The organism is Nocardioides lijunqiniae, from assembly GCF_015024225.1.
Taxonomy (GTDB): Bacteria; Actinomycetota; Actinomycetes; order Propionibacteriales; family Nocardioidaceae; genus Nocardioides; species Nocardioides lijunqiniae.
In genome coordinates this window covers 51,640-71,229 of the sequence record NZ_JACJGM010000030.1, presented here as the reverse complement: position 1 = coordinate 71,229, position 19,590 = coordinate 51,640, and the positions used below count along the sequence as shown (strand labels likewise).

At 72.9% G+C, this 19,590-nt stretch carries 14 protein-coding genes; 7 read left to right on the top strand and 7 right to left on the bottom strand.

Features of this window, described 5'->3' with window-relative positions:
• Positions 1 to 30: 30 nt before the first annotated feature.
• A complete protein-coding gene (locus IRQ30_RS17470) occupies positions 31 to 780 on the top strand; it encodes a fused MFS/spermidine synthase (protein WP_193614247.1) in 750 nt (249 codons plus the stop codon).
• A 51-nt stretch (positions 781 to 831) separates the two neighbouring features.
• Positions 832 to 1,338 (top strand): DUF2243 domain-containing protein, encoded by a 507-nt coding sequence (locus IRQ30_RS17465; protein WP_193614246.1) that lies wholly within the window; start codon positions 832 to 834, stop codon positions 1,336 to 1,338.
• Positions 1,339 to 1,503: 165 nt separating this feature from the next.
• Here the strand turns inward: IRQ30_RS17465 and IRQ30_RS17460 are convergent, their stop codons facing one another.
• Positions 1,504 to 1,884: a sigma-70 family RNA polymerase sigma factor gene (locus IRQ30_RS17460; protein WP_193614245.1), complete on the bottom strand. Its 381-nt coding sequence runs from the start codon at positions 1,882 to 1,884 to the stop codon at positions 1,504 to 1,506.
• A gap of 135 nt (positions 1,885 to 2,019) precedes the next feature.
• On the opposite strand from IRQ30_RS17460, the gene IRQ30_RS17455 reads away from it, so the two are divergent.
• From IRQ30_RS17455 to IRQ30_RS17435, 5 genes are all read left to right on the top strand, one after another.
• Positions 2,020 to 2,907 (top strand): B12-binding domain-containing protein, encoded by an 888-nt coding sequence (locus tag IRQ30_RS17455; protein ID WP_193614244.1) that lies wholly within the window; start codon positions 2,020 to 2,022, stop codon positions 2,905 to 2,907.
• A 403-nt stretch (positions 2,908 to 3,310) separates the two neighbouring features.
• Positions 3,311 to 5,482: a glycogen debranching protein GlgX gene (gene glgX / locus IRQ30_RS17450; RefSeq protein ID WP_193614243.1), complete on the top strand. Its 2,172-nt coding sequence runs from the start codon at positions 3,311 to 3,313 to the stop codon at positions 5,480 to 5,482.
• Positions 5,483 to 5,485: 3 nt separating this feature from the next.
• On the top strand, positions 5,486 to 7,783 hold the full coding sequence (treY, locus tag IRQ30_RS17445) for a malto-oligosyltrehalose synthase (protein ID WP_193614242.1): 2,298 nt from the start codon (positions 5,486 to 5,488) through the stop codon (positions 7,781 to 7,783).
• A gap of 4 nt (positions 7,784 to 7,787) precedes the next feature.
• A complete protein-coding gene (treZ, locus tag IRQ30_RS17440) occupies positions 7,788 to 9,530 on the top strand; it encodes a malto-oligosyltrehalose trehalohydrolase (RefSeq protein WP_193614241.1) in 1,743 nt (580 codons plus the stop codon).
• 26 nt (positions 9,531 to 9,556) lie between these two features.
• Positions 9,557 to 10,048 carry a mycothiol transferase gene (locus tag IRQ30_RS17435; RefSeq protein WP_193614240.1) on the top strand — a complete coding sequence of 164 codons (492 nt, stop codon included), beginning with the start codon at positions 9,557 to 9,559 and terminating at the stop codon, positions 10,046 to 10,048.
• A gap of 246 nt (positions 10,049 to 10,294) precedes the next feature.
• Here the strand turns inward: IRQ30_RS17435 and IRQ30_RS17430 are convergent, their stop codons facing one another.
• The 6 genes from IRQ30_RS17430 to IRQ30_RS17405 all read right to left on the bottom strand — a co-directional run bounded on the left by IRQ30_RS17430 (position 10,295) and on the right by IRQ30_RS17405 (position 19,484).
• On the bottom strand, positions 10,295 to 11,521 hold the full coding sequence (locus tag IRQ30_RS17430) for an HNH endonuclease signature motif containing protein (RefSeq protein WP_193614239.1): 1,227 nt from the start codon (positions 11,519 to 11,521) through the stop codon (positions 10,295 to 10,297).
• A 593-nt stretch (positions 11,522 to 12,114) separates the two neighbouring features.
• Positions 12,115 to 12,693 (bottom strand): DoxX family membrane protein, encoded by a 579-nt coding sequence (locus IRQ30_RS17425; protein WP_193614238.1) that lies wholly within the window; start codon positions 12,691 to 12,693, stop codon positions 12,115 to 12,117.
• Positions 12,694 to 12,783: 90 nt separating this feature from the next.
• Complete coding sequence (locus IRQ30_RS17420) at positions 12,784 to 13,656, bottom strand: universal stress protein (RefSeq protein ID WP_193614237.1); 873 nt, start codon at positions 13,654 to 13,656, stop codon at positions 12,784 to 12,786.
• Positions 13,657 to 13,689: 33 nt separating this feature from the next.
• Complete coding sequence (gene cydD / locus IRQ30_RS17415) at positions 13,690 to 17,004, bottom strand: thiol reductant ABC exporter subunit CydD (protein WP_193614236.1); 3,315 nt, start codon at positions 17,002 to 17,004, stop codon at positions 13,690 to 13,692.
• The gene (cydB, locus tag IRQ30_RS17410; protein WP_193614235.1) at positions 17,001 to 18,020 is read right to left on the bottom strand and encodes a cytochrome d ubiquinol oxidase subunit II; all 1,020 of its coding nucleotides are present in this window, start codon (positions 18,018 to 18,020) and stop codon (positions 17,001 to 17,003) included. The genes cydD and cydB overlap by 4 nt, the downstream gene beginning before the upstream one ends.
• A gap of 15 nt (positions 18,021 to 18,035) precedes the next feature.
• Complete coding sequence (locus IRQ30_RS17405) at positions 18,036 to 19,484, bottom strand: cytochrome ubiquinol oxidase subunit I (RefSeq protein ID WP_193614262.1); 1,449 nt, start codon at positions 19,482 to 19,484, stop codon at positions 18,036 to 18,038.
• Positions 19,485 to 19,590 lie beyond the last annotated feature (106 nt).

The window sequence follows — 19,590 nt, the reverse complement described above, 5'->3', positions numbered from 1 at the left end:
CCGCCCGGCCCTCCGTGAGAGGGTCGCGACGTGTGGGAGCTGCAGCCGACCGAGCGGGCGCGGGCCTTCGTGCTCAGCCACGACGGGCGCGAGCAGTCGCACGTCGACCTGGACGACCCGACGTACCTCGCGTTCGACTACGTACGGCGCATGGGCGACGTCGTCGACGTGCTGGCCGGCCCCGGTGTCCCGCTGCGGGTCGTGCACGTCGGGGGAGCCGGGCTGACGCTGCCGCGCTACGTCGCGGCGACGCGTCCGACCTCCGCGCAGGTCGTGCTGGAGCCCGACGAGGCGGTCACCGAGCTGGTGCGCGCCGAGCTCCCGCTGCCACGACGCAGCGGCATCAAGGTGCGCCCGGTCGACGGGCTCGCGGGCGTCGCGGCCCTGCCGGACGGGCGCGCCGACCTGGTCGTCCTGGACGCCTATGCCGACGGGCGCGTGCCTGGCGAGCTCGTGACGAGCGGGCACACGGCCGAGGTCGCGCGCGTTCTGGCGCCGGCCGGCTGCTACCTGCTCAACCTCAGCGACCGGGCGCCCTTCGCGCACACGCGACGGGTCGTGGCCGGGCTGCGCGAGTCGTTCGCCCACCTCGCGCTCGGTGCCGAGCCGGCCACGCTGCGCGGACGGCGCGACGGCAACCTGATGGTGCTGGCCGGCCGGGCCCCGCTGCCGGTGGAGCTCCTGCGGCGCCGGGCCTCGGAGTCGCCGGCGCCGTACCGGGTGCTCGACGCCGCTCTGGTCTCGGACTCCTTCGGCGGAGGCGTGGCCTTCACGACGTGACCGGCGCGTGACCGGGGGCGTGGACGCCCTCTCGATGGGTACCAGCCGCGGATGACGTCCCCGAAGCCACCGACCGTCGCGGCCGGGCTTCTCTACGGGCTCGGCCTGGGCGGGTTCGTCGACGGGATCGTGCTGCACCAGATCCTGCAGTGGCACCACATGGTGAGCCACGTCGACGACTACCCGGTCACCACGGTCGCCGGCCTCGAGGTCAACACCATGGCCGACGGCTTCTTCCACCTGGTCACCTGGGTGTTCGTCCTGGCGGGGTCGCTGACCACGATCCGCTCCTGGCAGCGCGGCCGCCTGGCGCCCAGCTGGAGCTTCCACGCCGGCCTGGTCCTGGCCGGGTGGGGCGTCTTCAACCTCGTCGAGGGGATCGTGGACCACCACCTCCTCGGCGTCCACCACGTGCGGGACGACGTCGGGGCGCCCCTGTCGTGGGACCTGGGCTACCTGGCCCTGGGCGCGGCGCTCGTCGTGGTCGGGCTGCTCCTGCACCGCCGGGGGCGACGTGGCCTGACGGCGGGTGCGCCGGGCGTGCGCTGGCCCGAGTGATGCGACGGGTTGAATAGCTGCCGGGAGCGAGGGTACCTAGGGGCTTCTTGACTCAGCTCCAGGTCGGGTGATCTGTCACTCCGCACCGCGGGTCGAGAGACCACCGTCTCCGCCCACCCATCGGGCGGAGACGGTGCGCATTGAGGGTCCTGTCGGCTGCTGGCCTCACGAGGCGACCGGGAACGGCCTCGGCAGGGCGGCGGAGCGGGCTCCCCGGTCGACGCTGTCGAGCATCCAGCGCAGCGGGTCGTCCACGCCGACGCGGAACTGCGGAGCGCGTCGCCACACCTCCCGGTACACCTCGACGACCGCGTCGTCGAGATCCCTGCGGGCCGTGTCCGCGGACAGGCGCCGCCGCACGGTGGCCGACACGATCCCGTGCGTCAGGTCGAACAGCGTCCCGAGCGAGTCCCGGTCACCGCGACCGCAGCGTGCCACCAGGCCGCTGAGCACCCCCTCGCACGGCGACGAGGCCACCGGGCGCGAGGACGCCGGGCCGCGACGGCGCTGGGCCGTCTCGTCGGAGCGGGGGTCGGTGGCGGGCACGCCCCCAGCCTGCTGCCTGCGGGGCCGGGGGAGAAGAGCCGAACTTATGCAAGAACTCGCGAATGTTGCACAAACTCGACGGAACGGGTCGGATGGACGCCTACGGGCACCGCGCCCGGCGGGACAGGGGCAGTGGTGACCGGCGAGCACGTGCGCATCGGTGAGGGCCTGGCCATCCAGGAGGTCAGCCGCCTGCTCGGCGTCCCCTCGCCGACCCTGAGGTCGTGGGAGCGCCGCTACGGCATCCCGACCACGCCGCGCAGCGCGGGCGGCCACCGCCGCTACTCCGTCGAGGCGCTCGAGGAGGTCCGGCTGATGCGCGACGAGGTGGCGCGCGGGCTCAAGGCCTCGGCCGCCGCCCGCTCGGTGCGCGGCCAGCTCGACCCCGACGACCCCGCCCAGGTCTGGATCCGCCGGATGCTGGCGGCGTCCGCCGCCCTGGACCCCGCGGCGCTGCGCACGGTCCTCGACGAGGCCATGGACGAGCTGGGGCTGCCGGCCACGCTGGACCGCGTGCTGATGCCGGCGATGCGGCGCATCGGCAGCCTCTGGGAGGACGGGCGCTGCGACGTCGGCCAGGAGCACCTCGCCACCGAGGCCGTGCGCGGGTGGCTGGCACGCACGGCGACGCTGGCGCCGCCGCCGACCGCGCGCGGCTCGGTGCTGCTGGCCTGCGGCCCCCGTGACCTGCACACCCTGGGCCTGGAGGCGCTGGCGGCGGCGCTGGCCTACCGGGGCGTGGGCTGCCGCTCGCTCGGCGCGCGCACCCCGCAGCGCACGCTGGTGACGGCGCTCGCGGCCACCGAGGCCGTCGCGGTGGTCGTCGTCTCGCACCTGTCGACCCACCGCCGACCGACGGTGGAGAGCCTCCAGGCCGTCGCCGGGGCAGGCTGCCCGGTCTTCTACGCCGGCAACGCGTTCGGCTCCGCGGACGCCCGCGAGGGAGTGCCCGGCACCTACCTCGGCGGGACGCTGTCCGAGGCGGCGGACACGATCGCCGACGTGGTGCTCGCGGGATCCTGACCGCGTCGTCCCCGGACGCGCGAGCGCGGCCCAGGTCGTCTGCGTGAGCCGACCGGGCCGCGCGGCGAGGGGATCAGGCCTGGAGGGCCTGGTGGTCACCCGACTGGAGCGTGTCGTGTCCCCGAGCACGAGCTGGCGGCTGAGGACGCCGCGCGGGCGCTCGGCCGCCAGCGACTCCCAGTCGACGTTGCGGGCCACGCGCTCGGCCCGGACGGTGAGGACGTTGCGCTCGACGTCGAGGTCGATCGTGTCGGGGGAGACGCCCTGGAGGAGGAGCTCGGGGCGCTCCGCTCGCGTGACCGACGACGCAGGAGTAGAACCGGCTGACCCCGGGTACCGAGGGTCGTTGGACCGATCCAATAGGTTCAGCCCGACATCCCGACCCCATTTCACCGGAGGCACCGTGCTCGAGTCCTGGCCAGGTCAGGCCTACCCCCTGGGAGCGACGTACGACGGCTCCGGGACCAACTTCGCCCTCTTCAGCGAGGTCGCCGAGCGCGTGGAGCTGTGCCTCTTCGACGAGGACGGCAACGAGGAGCGCGTGGAGGTGTGGGAGGTCGACGCCTACATCTGGCACTGCTACCTGCCGCACGTGCAGCCGGGCCAGCGCTACGGCTACCGCGTGCACGGCCCCTACGCCCCCGAGCAGGGTCTGCGCTGCAACCCGAACAAGCTGCTGCTGGACCCCTACGCCAAGGCGACCGCCCGCGAGATCGACTGGGACCAGAGCCTCTTCGGCTACAACTTCGGCGACCCCGACTCGCGCAACGACGAGGACTCCGCCGCCCACATGACGCTCGGCGTGGTGATCAACCCCTTCTTCGACTGGGAGGGCGACCGCCGGCTCAACTACCCCTACAACGAGAGCGTCATCTACGAGGCGCACGTCAAGGGCATGACCCAGTTGCACCCCGACCTGCCCGAGGAGATCCGCGGCACCTACGCGGGCCTCGCGCACCCCGCGATCACCGAGCACCTGCAGCACCTCGGGGTCACGGCCATCGAGCTGATGCCCGTGCACCAGTTCATCCAGGACAGCACGCTGCTCGAGAAGGGCCTGCGCAACTACTGGGGCTACAACACCCTCGGCTTCTTCGCCCCGCACGCGGAGTACGCCGGCACGGCCCAGGCCGGCCAGCAGGTCCAGGAGTTCAAGGCCATGGTCAAGGCCATGCACGCCGCCGGCATCGAGGTCATCCTCGACGTGGTCTACAACCACACCGCCGAGGGCAACCACATGGGTCCGACGCTGAGCTTCAAGGGCATCGACAACCCGGCGTACTACCGGCTCGTCGAGGACGACCAGCAGTACTACATGGACTACACCGGCACCGGCAACAGCCTCAACGTCCGGCACCCCCACTCGCTGCAGCTCATCATGGACTCGCTGCGCTACTGGGTGACCGAGATGCACGTCGACGGCTTCCGCTTCGACCTGGCCTCCGCGCTGGCGCGCGAGTTCTACGACGTCGACCGGCTGGCCACCTTCTTCGAGCTCGTGCAGCAGGACCCGGTGGTGAGCCAGGTCAAGCTGATCGCCGAGCCGTGGGACGTCGGCCCCGGTGGCTACCAGGTCGGTGGCTTTCCGCCGCAGTGGACCGAGTGGAACGGCGCCTACCGCGACGTCGTGCGCGACTTCTGGCGCGGCGAGCCCTCGCTGGGCGAGTTCGCCTCGCGGCTGGCCGGCTCCGCCGACCTCTACGAGCACTCGGGCCGCCGCCCGGTGGCCAGCATCAACTTCGTCACCGCCCACGACGGCTTCACGCTGGCCGACCTCGTGTCCTACAACGAGAAGCACAACGAGGCCAACGGCGAGAACAGCCAGGACGGCGAGAGCCACAACCGGTCCTGGAACCACGGCGTCGAGGGCCCCACGGACGACCCGGAGATCCGGGCGTTCCGCGCGCGGGAGCAGCGCAACGTCCTCGCGACGCTCCTGCTGAGCCAGGGCGTGCCGATGCTGCTGCACGGCGACGAGATGGGCCGCACCCAGCAGGGCAACAACAACACCTACGCCCAGGACTCCGAGATCGCCTGGATGCACTGGGACGACGCGGACCGGCCGCTGGTGGAGTTCACCGCGGCGCTGATCAAGCTCCGCATGGACCACCCGACGTTCCGCCGCAAGCGGTTCTTCACCGGCAACACCGTGCGCACCGAGGTCCCTGGCGGCGAGGGCGACCGGCTCAACGACATCGTCTGGCTGCACCTCGACGGCCGCCCGATGGAGGACGGTGACTGGACCGACGGGTCGCAGGCCATCGGCATGTACCTCAACGGCCACGGCATCGCCGGCAAGGACTCCCGCGGCTCCGAGATCGTCGACGACCACTTCCTGCTCTACTTCAACGCCGACGGCCCGGCCGAGCTCACGCTCCCGCCGGACGAGTACGCCGCCGCGTGGGACGTGGTGATCGACACCGCGGGCGGGGTCGACGACCAGACGCCGTACGCGGCCGGCGAGAAGCTCAGGCTGGAGCACCGCTCGCTGGTGGTCCTGCGCGAGCACCTCGAGCCGGAGGCCGAGCCGGACCACTCCGTGGCGGCCTCGCTGGCGGCGCAGGACCGGGGCTGAGCCATGGCGACCCGGGCACCGCAGAGCACCTACCGACTCCAGATCACGGCCGACTTCGACCTCCACGAGGCGGCCCGGCGTCTGCCGTACCTGCACGCCCTGGGCGCCGACTGGGTCTACCTGTCGCCGATCCTGGCGGCGGAGCCGGGCAGCACCCACGGCTACGACGTGGTCTCCCACGCGACGGTCGACCCGTCGCGGGGCGGTCACGAGGGCCTCACGGCGTTCGCGGCCGAGGCCCGTCGTCTCGGGCTCGGGGTCCTGGTCGACATCGTGCCCAACCACATGGGCGTCGCGACCCCGGTCGAGAACGCCTGGTGGTGGGACCTGCTGGCGCACGGCCGGGACTCCGCCTACGCCGACTACTTCGACGTCGACTGGGACTTCGGCGGCGGTCGCCTGCGGGTCCCCGTCGTCGGCGACGGCGACGAGGGCTCGATCCGCGTCGAGGACGGGGAGGTCAGGTACCACGACCACCGCTTCCCGCTCGCGCCCGGCACGAGCACCCACGACGAGCAGCACTACGAGCTCGTCTCGTGGCGCGCGGCCGACTCCGAGCTCAACTACCGGCGCTTCTTCGCGGTCAACACGCTGGCCGCGATCCGCGTCGAGGACCGCGAGGTGTTCGACGCGAGCCACGTCGAGATCGCGCGGTGGTTCGGCGAGGGTCTCGTCGACGGCCTCCGCGTCGACCACCCCGATGGCCTGCGTGACCCGCGGGGCTACCTCGAGGACCTCGCGGAGCTCACCGGCTCCGCCTACGTCCTGGTGGAGAAGATCCTCGAGCCCGGCGAGGAGCTGCCGCGCTCCTGGGCGACCGCCGGCACCACCGGCTACGACGCCCTGGGCATGATCGACCGGCTGCTCACCGACCCGTCGGGGCAGGCGCCGCTCGACGCGCTCGAGACCCGGCTGCGGGGGAGCGAGGTCGACTGGCACGCGATGATCCGCGGCACCAAGCGGATGATCGCCGACGGCATCCTGCACTCCGAGGTGCGCCGGATCGTGCGGGAGCTCCCGCAGGCGGTGCGCGACGGGGACGCCGGAGGCGCGGGTGTGGCCGACCTGGAGGACGCGGTGGCCGAGCTGCTCGCGTGCTTCCCGGTCTACCGCTCTTACCTCCCCGAGGAGCGCTCGGCGCTGGACGACGCGTTCGGCGCCGCGCGCCGCTCGCGGCCGGACCTGACCGCCGTGCTCGACGTGCTGGAGCCGGTGCTCGGCGACGCCGGCGAGGAGGCCGCGGTGCGCTTCCAGCAGACGAGCGGCATGGTGATGGCCAAGGGCGTGGAGGACACCGCGTTCTACCGCTACTCCCGGCTGACCTCGCTCAACGAGGTCGGCGGCGACCCCAGCGAGTTCTCGCTCACCCTCGACGAGTGGCACGAGCGCGCCGCCGATCGCCAGGCCCACTGGCCGACCGCCATGACCGCGCTGTCGACCCACGACACCAAGCGCGGCGAGGACGTCCGCGCCCGGATCACGGTCCTGTCCGAGGTGCCGCAGGAGTGGGACGACGCGCTGTCGCGCCTGCTCGAGCTGGCGCCCGCCCCCGACCCCGGCTTCGCCTCCCTGCTGTGGCAGGCCGTCCTCGGCTCCTGGCCCGCGTCGCGCGAGCGGCTGCACGCCTACGCCGAGAAGGCGATGCGTGAGGCCGGCGACCGCACCACGTGGACGGCACCGGACGAGGACTACGAGGCGGCCGTGCACGGGCTCGTGGACGCGGCGTTCGACGACGCCGAGGTCCGCGAGGTCCTGGAGGGGCTGCTGTCGCGCATCACCGGACCCGGCTGGGTGAACTCGCTGGCAGCCAAGCTGCTGGCGATCGCGATGCCCGGCGTCCCCGACGTCTACCAGGGCAGCGAGCTGTGGGAGCAGAGCCTGGTCGACCCCGACAACCGCCGGTTCGTCGACCTCGACGCCCGCGAGGGCCTGCTCGCCGGCATCGGCGAGTGGGGCCCGGTGCCGTCGGTGGCGCTGGACGACCTCGGTGTCGACAAGCTGCTCGTGACCACCCGGGCCCTCACGCTGCGGCGCGACCGGCCCGAGCTGTTCACGTCGTACGTGCCGGTGAGCGCTTCCGGCGCCGCGGCCGACCACGTCGTGGCGTTCGACCGCGGGGGCGCGATCGCCGTCGCCACGCGGCTCCCCGTCGGCCTGGCCGCTCGCGGCGGCTGGGGCGACACCACGCTCGCGCTGCCCGAGGGCCGGTGGCGCGACGTGATCTCCGGGCGGGTCGTCTCGGCCGAGGTGGCCGACATCCTCGCCACGCTGCCCGTCGCCCTGCTGGTCAAGGAGGACTGAGGACATGTCTCGCGGACGCTTCGACGTATGGGCCCCCCGGCCGAGCCGGGTCCGGCTCTCGGTCGCCGACGAGGTCGTGGAGATGACCCGCGGCGACGACGGCTGGTGGACGCCGTCCGAGCCCGTTCCGGACGGCGAGGTCGACTACGGCTACCTGCTCGACGACGACGAGACGCCGCGTCCCGACCCGCGGTCGCTGCGGCAGCCGTCGGGGGTGCACGAGCGCTCGCGCACCTACGACCCGGCCGCCTTCGCCTGGAGTGATGAGGCGTGGACCGGCCGGCAGCTCGCCGGCGCGGTCATTTACGAGCTGCACATCGGGACGTTCACCCCCGAGGGCACCTTCGACGCCGCCCTCGCGCGGCTCGACCACCTGCGCAGCATCGGCGTCGATCTCGTCGAGGTGATGCCGGTCAACGCCGTCAACGGCACCCACAACTGGGGCTACGACGGCGTGCTGTGGTCGGCGGTCTCCGAGGAGTACGGCGGCCCCGAGGGCTACCAGCGCTTCGTCGACGGCTGCCACGCCGCGGGGCTCGGCGTCATCCAGGACGTCGTCTACAACCACCTCGGGCCGTCCGGCAACTACCTGCCGCTCTACGGGCCGTACCTGAAGTCCGGCGCCAACACCTGGGGCGACCTGGTCAACCTCGACGAGGACGGCTCGGCGGAGGTGCGCCGGTTCATCCTCGACAACGTCCGGCTGTGGCTGAGCGACTACCACGTCGACGGCCTGCGCCTGGACGCCGTGCACGCGCTGTCGGACTCCTCCGAGACGCACCTGCTCGAGGAGATGGCGATCGAGGTGGCGGCGTACTCCGCCCACCAGCGGCGCCCGCTCACCCTCATCGCGGAGTCCGACCTCAACGACCCGAGGCTGATCACGCCGCGCGAGGCCGGCGGCTACGGCCTCGACGCGCAGTGGAGCGACGACTTCCACCACGCCGTCCACGTGGCGCTGACCCGCGAGACCGAGGGCTACTACGCCGACTTCGAGCCTGTCGGGGCGCTGGCGAAGGTCTTCGAGCGGGGCTTCTTCCACGACGGCACCTACTCGTCGTTCCGCGAGCGCGACCACGGCGTGCCCGTCGACACCGCCGCGATGCCGACCTGGCGCCTGGTCGTGTGCAGCCAGAACCACGACCAGATCGGCAACCGGGCCACCGGTGACCGGATCACCGAGCACCTCGACGACGACCAGCTCGCCTGCGCGGCGCTGCTGACGATGGCCGGCCCGTTCACCCCGATGCTCTTCCAGGGCGAGGAGTGGGCGGCCTCCGAGCCGTTCCAGTTCTTCACCTCCCACCCCGAGCCCGAGCTGGGCAAGGCGACGGCCGAGGGACGCATCGAGGAGTTCGAGAAGATGGGCTGGGACCCGGCGGTCGTGCCCGACCCCCAGGACCCCGAGACGTTCCTGCGCTCCAAGCTGGACTGGTCGGAGCTCGAGGGAGGCCGCCACGCCCGCATCCTGGGCGTCTACCGCCGGCTGGCCGAGCTGCGCCGCACCCTGCCCGACCTCACGGACCCGTCCTTCACGCGGACGTCGTGCACGGCCGACGAGGACGCCCGCACGTTCGTCATGGAGCGCGGCGCCGTCACCGTCGCCGTCAACCTCTCCGACGAGCCGCGGGTCCTCGACGTACGGCCCGGCGAGATCCTCTTCATGACCGAGTCCGGCGCCGAGCTCGACGCCGGCCGGCTGACCCTGCCGGGACACGCGGGAGCGCTGCTGCACGTCGACGCCTAGGTGCCTCCGGTCGGTAGGTTCTCCACGTGACCCACTCCCACCACGACGGCTTCGCCGCGCCGCTGCGTGAGCAGCTCGAGGACTTCCTCGACCAGCACCGCGAGGGCCTGCTCGCCTCCCTCGACGGCCTCACCGACGAGGAGGCGCGTCGCCGGCTGGTTCCCTCGAAGACCACGCTGCTGGGCCTGGTCAAGCACGCGACGTTCGTGGAGCGCGTGTGGTTCGACGAGGCCATCAGCGGGCGCTCCCGCGCCGAGATCGGCATCCCCGCCGGCCCCGACGAGTCCTTCGACCTGGACTCCGGGGACACCGTGGAGACCATCCGGACGGCGTACGTCGCTGCCTGCGTCGACTCCCGCTCGGCGGCAGCGCCCCTGGGCGTCGACGACGTCGTCACCGGCAACCGCCGCGGCCCCCTCCCGCTCCGTTGGATCTACCTCCACATGATCCGCGAGATCGCCCAGCACTGCGGCCACGCCGACATCCTCCGCGAGCAGCTCCTCGCAACCCGGGACTAGCCCGCCGACCCCACGCACCGGTGGTCGAGCAGCGAGCGCCAGCGAGCGCCCGTCGAGACCCCGCAAGCCAACCGCTGACCCCGGTGGTTGAGGTGCGAGCGCAGCGAGCCTCGAAACCACCCCACACACCGGTGGTCGAGCAGCGAGCGCCAGCGAGCGCCCGTCGAGACCCCGCGACCCAACCGCTGACCCCGGTGGTTGAGGTGCGAGCGCAGCGAGCCTCGAAACCACCCCACCGACCGCCTCTCACTCCCGCTTGTGGAACGAGACCTTCCCGCCCTCGTGGTGAGTCACGCCGTAGCCAGGGTGGTGGATGAGCGTGTGGTGCCGAGCGCACAGCATCGCGCCGCGTTCGACCGAGGTCTCGCCGCCCTGGGACCAGGGGTCGAGGTGATGGGCGTGGCACCAGGCCGAGGGCCGGTCGCAGCCCAGGGCGATGCAGCCTCCGTCCCTGACGGCCATGGCGATGCGTTGGGCCTTGGTGTGGAAGCGCCGCTTGCGGCCCACGTCGAGGACCTGGGACCTGCCGCCGAGGACGACGGGGATGACGCCGGCCTCGCAGGCCATGCGCCTCGCGAGGCTGGGGCTGATGCGGGTGCCGGTGTCGAGCTGCGCCGCCTTGAGCCCACCCATCAGCGTCTCGAGAGTCATCGTCACTACGACGGTGGCGTCCATGCCGGCGGCCTTAGGGAGCTTGTCTACGGGGTAGCGGTCGACGTACTCGATGAACGCGAGCCCCATCCCGTGCGGCGTGGATCCCTCGCCGCCGGCCTTGGGTGAGGCCAACGCCTGGAGGGGCTTGCGGAGCTTGTCGGCCTCGTGGGTCGGCATCGAGAACCGGCCATAGGTGGTGCCGTGGCCGTCGTCGTGCATCGTGAACCTGGCCTTCGCACGGGCCTTGCGCTCCTGCGCCTCCAGCTGCCTGGCCTCTTCTGCTTCGCCGACCTCGGGTGCCACGACGTCGAGGACCTGCTTGCCCAGGACGCGTAGGCGGATGGCGTCGAAGTGGGCGGCCTCGCCGAGGAGGTGGTCACGCGCCTGGGTCTTGATCGCGGTGCCGACGTCGTCGGGCAGGGCGTCGACGGCCTCGACGATCGCCTTCGCCTGGTCGGCCAGGACGTCACCGCGGCTGAGCGCGTCCTCGACCGGTGGGTGGGCCTCCAAGGCTTTGCCGAGCTTGGTCAGGGCCGCGGCGTCGCGTGAGGTCATGTGCGTCTCGTGGGCCAACCAGGCGGCTGCCGAGGTTGCACCTTGGGCGGCGCCGACCTCGGTGCGCTCGGCCTGCACGGCGGTCTTGAGGGTGAGTGCGGCGAGTCGGGCGTTGAGGCGGGTCTCCTCTAGCAGCGCCTGGGCTGCTTCCTCTTTCGTCAGGGACCACAGCGGCTGGTCGGCGACGGTGTCGAGCTCGGCGTGAGCGTGCGCCATGGCGACGAGCAGGGGGTGGCTCGGCGGGTGGGTGGCGGGGCTGCTCATGGGACCTACTCAAGCAGCGACCACCGACAGTGGTGCCTGGTCAGGAGGCGGTTGTCCACAGGGTGTGGAGCATTGGTGGCTTTCTTTCTTGGATTTTACTTTCGGTGTCCCGTGGGGTGGTTTCGAGGCTCGCTGCGCTCGCACCCCAACCACCGCGGGCAACACCTTCGTTGGTCGAGCAGCGAGCGCCAGCGAGCGCCCGTCGAGACCCCCGCACCCGGGCGCCTGCCTCGGCTCGCGGGGTCTCGACGGGCGCTCGTCGCTGGCGCTCCTCACTGCTCGACCACCGGTGGGGTGGTTTCGAGGCTCGCGTCGCTCGCACCTCAACCACCGTGATCGCCCCCACCGGCGGTCGAGCAGCGAGCGTCAGCGAGCGTCCGTCGAGACCCCCGTACCCGACCGCCTGCTTCGGCTCGCCGGGTCTCGACGGGCGTTCGTCGCTGACGCTCCTCACTGCTCGACCACCGGTGGGGTGGTTTCGAGGCTCGCTGCGCTCGCACCTCAACCACCGAGGGGGTCGCCGCGCTCGCGGCTCGACCGAACGCCCAAGGCCCGCCACCCGGGGGGAGGGTGGCGGGCCTGGTGGGGGAGGGTCAGCGGAGGACGGGGTGCTTCTGGACGAGGTCCGTCCGGTTCCAGAGCCTGCCGAGGCCCCAGGTGGTGCCGGCGCCGAGAGCGGCGAGGGCGATGAGGGTGACGGCGCCGAGGAGGTGGTCGTCGAGGACGGGGTTGTTCTCCGGGGGGAGGACGACGGTCCACATCATCACGTAGAGCAGGGCTCCGGCCGCGGCGGCGAAGCGCATCCCGATGCCGAGGGTGAGGGCCAGGCCGATGCCGAGGAGGCCGAGCATGAAGCCCCAGTCGGCGAACCAGGTGCCGGCGATGGAGTTGTAGAAGCTCTTGAAGGGGCCGTCGGCGCCGAACTTCAAGAAGCCCTCGGTGGGGCTGTTGCCGTGGATCCAGGCAGCGTCGCCCAGGCGGTCGACGGCACCGGTCTCGTCACGGCCGGTGCTGAAGCCGAGGGCGAGGAGCTTGTCGAGGAAGGCCCACAGGAAGGTGAGCCCGAAGCCGATCCGGAGCACGGCCAGTGCCCTGCGTGCGAACGTGGTCTGAACGGCGTCGACTTCGGTGACGACCTGGTGGTCGTGCGCCGGGCGGTTGATGGTGGTCATGGCACTGCTCCTTCTCGCTTGTTGGTGCGGTTGGTCTCTCAGGTTGTTCTCAGCATCGTCGTTCGCGGAGCGAGCGGGCAGGGGCGATGGTCACCCTGGTCCCGGGCCATTGGTCCCGGTGCCGAGCAGGACCCTCGCGAGCGGGAGGACCGCCACCAGGCAGGTGGCGTGCTCGACGACCGTGGTGGCCACCGAGCCGAGCAGCAGGTCGCCGACACGGGAACGGTCGTGGCGCCCCACGACCACCAGGTCCATCCGGTCGGCCGCGGCCAGCAGCTCCGGAGCCGGAGCACCTGCCGCGACGACGAGCTGCACGGGGACGTCGGGGTAGCGCTCGCCGAAGCCCGCGACCGACTCGGCCATCCGGACCGGGGCGTCGCCCCCCGGGGCGGGCTCCACCGCCGCGTGGAGGACGGTCAGGGGGAGGCCGTGGGACGAGGCGTGGCGGTAGGCGGCCTCCAGGACCGGCGTCGAGTCGGCGGTGCCGTCGTCGCCGACGAGCACCCCACGACGTACGACGCCCGCGTGGTGCGGCCGCACGACCACGACCGGGCAGGCGGCCTCTCGGACCAGGCCCACGCTCACCGAGCCGAGCAGGACGCTGCGCAGCGGGCCGTGCCCGCGGGAGCCGACCACGAGCAGCGAGGCCCGTGCGGCCAGGTCGAGGAGCGCCTGGCGCGGGTGCGCCCGACGCACGACGGTCTCGACGGGTAGGCCGGGGAACAGGCGGTCCACCTCGGCCGCAGCGGCGTCGACGAGCTCGTGCCCGGCTGCCTCGAGCTCGTGGAGCACCGTGACGGCGTAGGGATCGAGGTTCGGCATGAGGCCGGTGCCGTGCGCCAGGACGAGGGGGCGCCCCGCCAGGTGCGCCTCGCGGGCGGCGAAGACGACCGCTCGGTGGGAGTGGTCCGAGCCGTCGACGCCGGCCACGACGGCGCCGGCCGGGAGCGAGGAGATGTCCATGGCCACCAGCCTGCTGCCCGCCGGCGCCGGCCGTCAGCGGCGGAGGACCCGACCGTCCGGGACCAAGGACCCCAGCTCGACGGTGCGGTCGACGAGGTCGAGGCCCACGGGCTCGTGGGTGATCCACAGGACGCTGCGGCCGTCGCGCTCGCCCAGCACCTCGGTCGCCAGCTCGACGGCGGTGGCGTGGTCGAGGTGGGCGGTCGGCTCGTCGAGGACGAGCACCGGCTGGTCGGCCAGCACGGAGCGCGCCACGGCCAGCCGCGCCCGCTCGCCACCGGAGACCTGCGCGTGCCCGTCGCCGAGCCAGGTGTCCAGCCCGTCGGGGAGGGCGTCGAGCCACGGGCCGAGACGGGCGCGACGCAGCGCCACCTCGACCTCGTCGTCGGTGGCGGAGGGCCGCGCCAGCCGGACGTTCTCCACGAGCGTCGAGGCGAAGACGTGGGGGTCGTCGTCCACGAGCCCCACCCGACGTCGTACGTCGTCCAGGGCCAGCCGGTCGAGCCGCTCGCCGCCGAGAGTGACCTCGCCGCTCGAGGGGTCGAGGAAGCGCAGCAGCAGCGCGGCGAGCGTGCTCTTGCCCGACCCGCTCGGCCCGGTCACCGCCACCCGGGCTCCCGGGGGCAGGTCGAGCGAGAGTCCCTCGACGCACGGACGGTCCTGGTCCCAGCCGACGCTGACCGCGCGCAGCGCGACCTCCGACGACGCCGGCAGCGGGCGCCCGACGGTGTCGCGCACCGCCGGCGTACGCCGGTCCAGCTGGCGCAGGCGCGTGGCCGCGGCGTCGGTGCGCGCGGAGACGGCGCCCGCGTCGGCGACCGTGGCCGCGGGCTCGGCCAGCGCGAGCGGCACGAGCACCAGCAGGGCGGCCATCGGGCCCGACAGCCGACCGTCGGCCACCGCCGGGGCGGTCAGCCACGCCATCGCGGCGACCCCGGCTCCGGACGTGAGCAGGACGAGCCCGCGCGCAGCCCCGAGCCAGCGCGCAGCCCGCACCCCGGCACCGGTCAGCCTGCCGCCGATCGCCGACACACGGCGCACGGCGTCCTCGACGGCACCCCACATGACCAGCTCGGTGGCGACCTGCGCCGCCTCCACGACCGCGGCGGAGAGCTCGGCGCGCAGCCCGACCGCCGCGCGCTCGCGCCGGCCGGCCCCGAGGCGGGCCAGCACGAAGCCCCCTCCGGCGCCGACGACGGCCGTCGCCAGCACCACCGGCACGGCCGAAGGCATGACGAGCGCGGCCACCACCGACGTCACGGCCGTGACCCCGGCGAACCCGAGCACGGGGAGCCGCACCCGCAGCTCCCGGTCCACGACGCTGTCGACGTCGTCGACCACCGAGGTGAGGACGTCGCCACGGCGTCGCCCCAGACGGCCGGGGGTCAGCGGCACGATCGCGTCGTAGACGTGGACCCGGCGCTCGGCGAGCATCCGCAGCGCGGTGTCGTGAGAGCGCAGCCGCTCGACGTAGCGCAGGACCGGGCGCGCGAGGCCGAAGAGCCGCACCCCGACCACGGCCACCAGCAGCGTCAGCACCGGCGGCCGGGTCGACGCCTGCACGATCAGCCATCCCGCCGTCGCGGTCAGGGCGACGCCCGAGGCCGACGCGAGCGAGCCGAGCACGATGCTGCTCCACAGCGACGCGGGTCGGGCGGGCTCGACCGTCACCGGCGTGGCCGCCTGCGGTTTGGTCACAGACCGCACGATTCGGGGGCTCGAACCTGCGGTTTGTGACCAAACCGCAGGCGCGCCGCGTGTCAGCGCCACCACCTGGTCGGCGAGCGCCAACACGGCGGGCCGGTGCGCGACGACGAGCACCCCGCTCGTCCGGCCGAGCTCGACGATGGTGTCGGCGATGACCCGCTCGGTGAGCTCGTCGAGGTGGGCGGTGGGCTCGTCGAGCAGGACCCACGGCCGCCGCGCGAGCACCACCCGCGCCAGGGTCAGCCGCGCGCGCTCACCGGCCGAGAGGCTGCCGCCGTCCTCGGCGACCTGCGCCTGCAGACCACCGGGCAGCAGCCGCACCCGCTCGGCGAGCGCCACCCGCTCCAGGGCGTCCCAGAGCTCGTCGTCGCTCGCCGCGGGCGCCGCCAGCCTCAGGTTCTCGGCCACCGTGCCGGCCAGCAGCACCGGGCGCTGCGGCAGCCACGCGACCTGGGAGCGCCACGCTGCGGTGACCGGGACGCCCCCGACGGTGATGGCGCCCTGGGCCGGGAGCAGCCCCGCCACTACGGCCAGCAGCGTGGACTTCCCGCAGCCCGACGGACCCGTCAGCACCGTGACGCCGCGTGCGGGCACCACCGCGGAGACGCGCTGCAGCGCCGGACGCGAGCGCCCGGGGTAGCTCACGGTCACCTCGTCGACGACCAGGTCGCCGTCGCCGTACGTCGCCAGGGACTCGGCCTCCGGAGCCGCGTCGAGCAGCGCGCTCACGGCCGCGAACGTCGCCACGCCCTCCGCGGCGGCGTGGAACTCCGCGCCGACCCGGCGCAGCGGCCAGTAGGCCTCGGGGGCGAGCAGCAGCACGAACAGCGCCGTGCTCAGCCCGACCTCGCCGTGCGCGAGCCGGACGCCGATGACCACCGCGACCAGCGCGACGCTCAGCGTGGCCACCAGCTCCAGCACGGCCGACGAGGCGAACGCCACGCGCAGCGTCGCCTGCGACGCGCGCCGGTAGCGGTCGGTGACGGCGGCGATCCGGGCGGACTGCGCACGGGCCCGGCGGTGGGCGACGAGCGTCGGTAGCCCCTTGACCACGTCGACGAAGTGCCCGGAGAGCGCGGCCATGGCGGCCCACTGCTCCTGGGCCCGGTCGCGGGTCGCCAGCCCGACCAGGGCGCCGAACACCGGCACCAGCGGGAGGGTGAGAGCCACGATCAGCGCGCTCCACCGGTCCTGCGTGGCGATGACCGCCAGCGTGAGGAGCGGCAGCACGAGGGCCAGCACGGCGGCCGGGAGGTAGCGGGTGAGGTAGGGCTCGGCGGCCGCCACCCCGCGGGTGGCCAGCACCGACAGCTCGCCGCTCGACGAGGAGCCCTGACCTCCGCGACCCAGCACCGTGCGCACGACCTGCTCGCGCAGGTGGTCGCCGACCGCGGCCGCGGCCCGCGCCGAGAGGACGTCGGAGCCCCAGGACACGACCGCGCGAGCGCCGACCAGTGCGAGCACCGCGACGACCCACGAGCCCAGGGGCTCGCCGGTGACCACGGCCACGACCAGCCCCGTGACGGCGTAGGCCTGCGCCACGACGAGCACCGCGCCCAGGACTCCGGCTGCGACGACGCCCAGGAGCGGGCGCCGCGCGGGGGCCAGGTGGGGCCGCAGCCGCGGGTCCGTGGGCCTCACGGCGCGAAGGGGGTGGGCAGCGGCGCGGGGATGTGGTCGACGGAGATCCGGCGACGGAACACCCAGTAGGTCCACGCCTGGTAGGCCAGCACCAGGGGCGTGAAGATCACCGCCACCACGGTCATGATCTTGAGCGTGTACGCCGTGGCCGCGGCGTTCGTCGTGGTGAGCCCGGTGCCGCCCGCCAGGCTGGTGGGCATCACGTCGGGGAACAGCGCGAGGAACAGCCCGGCCACGCCCAGGCCGATGGCGAGGAACGTGCCGACGAAGGACCAGCCGTCCCGGCCGGCCAGCACCGCGAGCAGCCCCAGGACCAGGGCGACCGCGGCCGCGGCGAAGGCGAGGGCGGAGGCCGCGGTGCCGGTGTCCAGCTGGGTCCAGCCGAGGAAGACGACCGTCACGACCGCCGCTCCCAGGCCGAGACGGGTGGCGAGGTCACGGGCGTGCTCGCGCACCCGGCCGGAGGTCTTCAGCGAGATGAAGACCGCGCCGTGGGTGAGGAACAGCAGCAGCGTCGTGGCCCCGCCCAGGAGGGCGTAGGGGTTGAGCAGGTTGAAGAAGCCACCGGCGTACTCGAGGTCGCCGTCGATCGGCACGCCCCGCAGGATGTTGCCGAACGCCACGCCCCACAGGACGGCGGGCACGGCCGAGCCCACGATGATGGCGAGGTCCCAACGGGCGCGCCAGGCGACGTCGTCGCGCTTGTGGCGGTACTCGAAGGCCAGTCCGCGCACGATGAGCGCGACCAGGATCAGCAGCAGCGGGAGGTAGAACCCGCTGAACAGCGTGGCGTACCACTCGGGGAAGGCGGCGAACGTGGCGCCGCCGGCGACGAGCAGCCAGACCTCGTTGCCGTCCCAGACAGGCCCGATGGTGTTGATCAGGACCCGGCGCTCGTCCTCGGTGCGGCCGATGACGGGCAGCAGCATGCCGACCCCGAAGTCGAACCCCTCGAGGACGAAGTAGCCGATCCACAGGACGGCGATCAGGCTGAACCAGACGGTGGTGAGCTCCATGGCGGTCTCCGGGTCTCAGTAGGCGAACGCGAGCGGGCGGTCGGGGTCGTGGTCGGGGCGCTCCGGCGGCAGGTCGTCGTCCTCGACCTTGTCCGCGCCGTGGCGGGCGTAGCCGAGCAGCAGCTTGACCTCGATCACCGCCAGGACGCCGTAGAGCAGCGTCAGGACGACCAGCGACACGAGCGCCTCGGTCGGCGAGACGCTGGGGGAGACGGCGTTCTGCGTGGTCATCAGCCCGAAGACGGCCCAGGGCTGGCGGCCCATCTCGGTGAAGATCCAGCCGAACGAGTTGGCCAACAGGGGCAGGAACGGCAGGGCCAGCGCCGCGGTCATCAGCCAGCGGCCGCGCGGGGTCCGTCCGGCACGCGTGGCCCAGAGGATCCACACCGCGATCGCGGCGGCGGCCATGCCGAGCCCCATCATCAGGCGGAACGTCCAGTAGGTCAGGGGGATCACCGGCGTGTAGTCGCCGGGGGAGTAGTAGGCCGCGCCCGGGTCGCTGCCGTACTCCTCGGCGTACTGCTCGCGGAGCTCGTCGATGCCGACGACCTCCCCTTCGAGGTCGCCCGTGGCGAGGAACGACAGCAGCCGGGGCACCTTGATCGCGAAGCGCTCCTCGCTGCCGTCGAGGCTGCCGACGGTGAAGACGGAGAAGTCGGCCGGCTGCTCGGTCCCGTAGAGCGCCTCGGCCGCGGCCATCTTCATCGGCTGCACCTCGGTCATGACCTTGCCCTGGAAGTCGCCCGAGATCGTGACGCCGACGCCCGCGACCAGCACGACCGCCGCGGCGCTGCGCACGGCCGAGCGGTACATCGAGCGGTCCTCCTCGTCGCGTGCCTTGCGCACGAGCTGCCAGAAGGCCACGCCGACCACGAACGCCGCGCCGGTCATGTACGCCGCCAGCACGGTGTGGGGGAACGTCACCAGCTGCACCTTGTTGAACATGACCGCCGCGAAGTCGGTCATCTCGGCGCGGCCGGTCTCGGCGTCGTAGCGGTAGCCCACCGGGTTCTGCATGAACGAGTTGGCGGCCAGGATGAAGTAGGCGGAGAACAGGGTGCCGAGGTGCACCAGCCACATGCAGGCGGCGTGGAGGCGGGCCGGCAGCCGGTCCCAGCCGAAGATCCAGAGGCCGAGGAACGTCGACTCGAGGAAGAAGGCCAGCAGCCCCTCGATGGCGAGGGGAGCGCCGAACACGTCGCCCACGAAGCGCGAGTAGTCGCTCCAGTTCATGCCGAACTGGAACTCCTGCACGATGCCGGTCACCACGCCGATGGCGAAGTTGATGAGGAACAGCTTGCCGAAGAAGCGCGTGAGTCGCAGCCACTGCGGGTTGCGCGTGCGCACCCAGGCCGTCTCGTAGCCGGCCACGATGGCCGAGAGCCCGATCGTGATCGGGACGAACATGAAGTGGTAGACGGTCGTGATGGCGAACTGCCAACGAGCGATGTCCAGGGTGTCCAGGTCCACGTGCTCTCCTGTGGTGGTGGGCGGGGCACGCCCACGCTAGGAACGCGACGGGGTCGGGCGTCACGGTCGCGGGTCCCGACCCGGAGGGACGAAGGTCCCG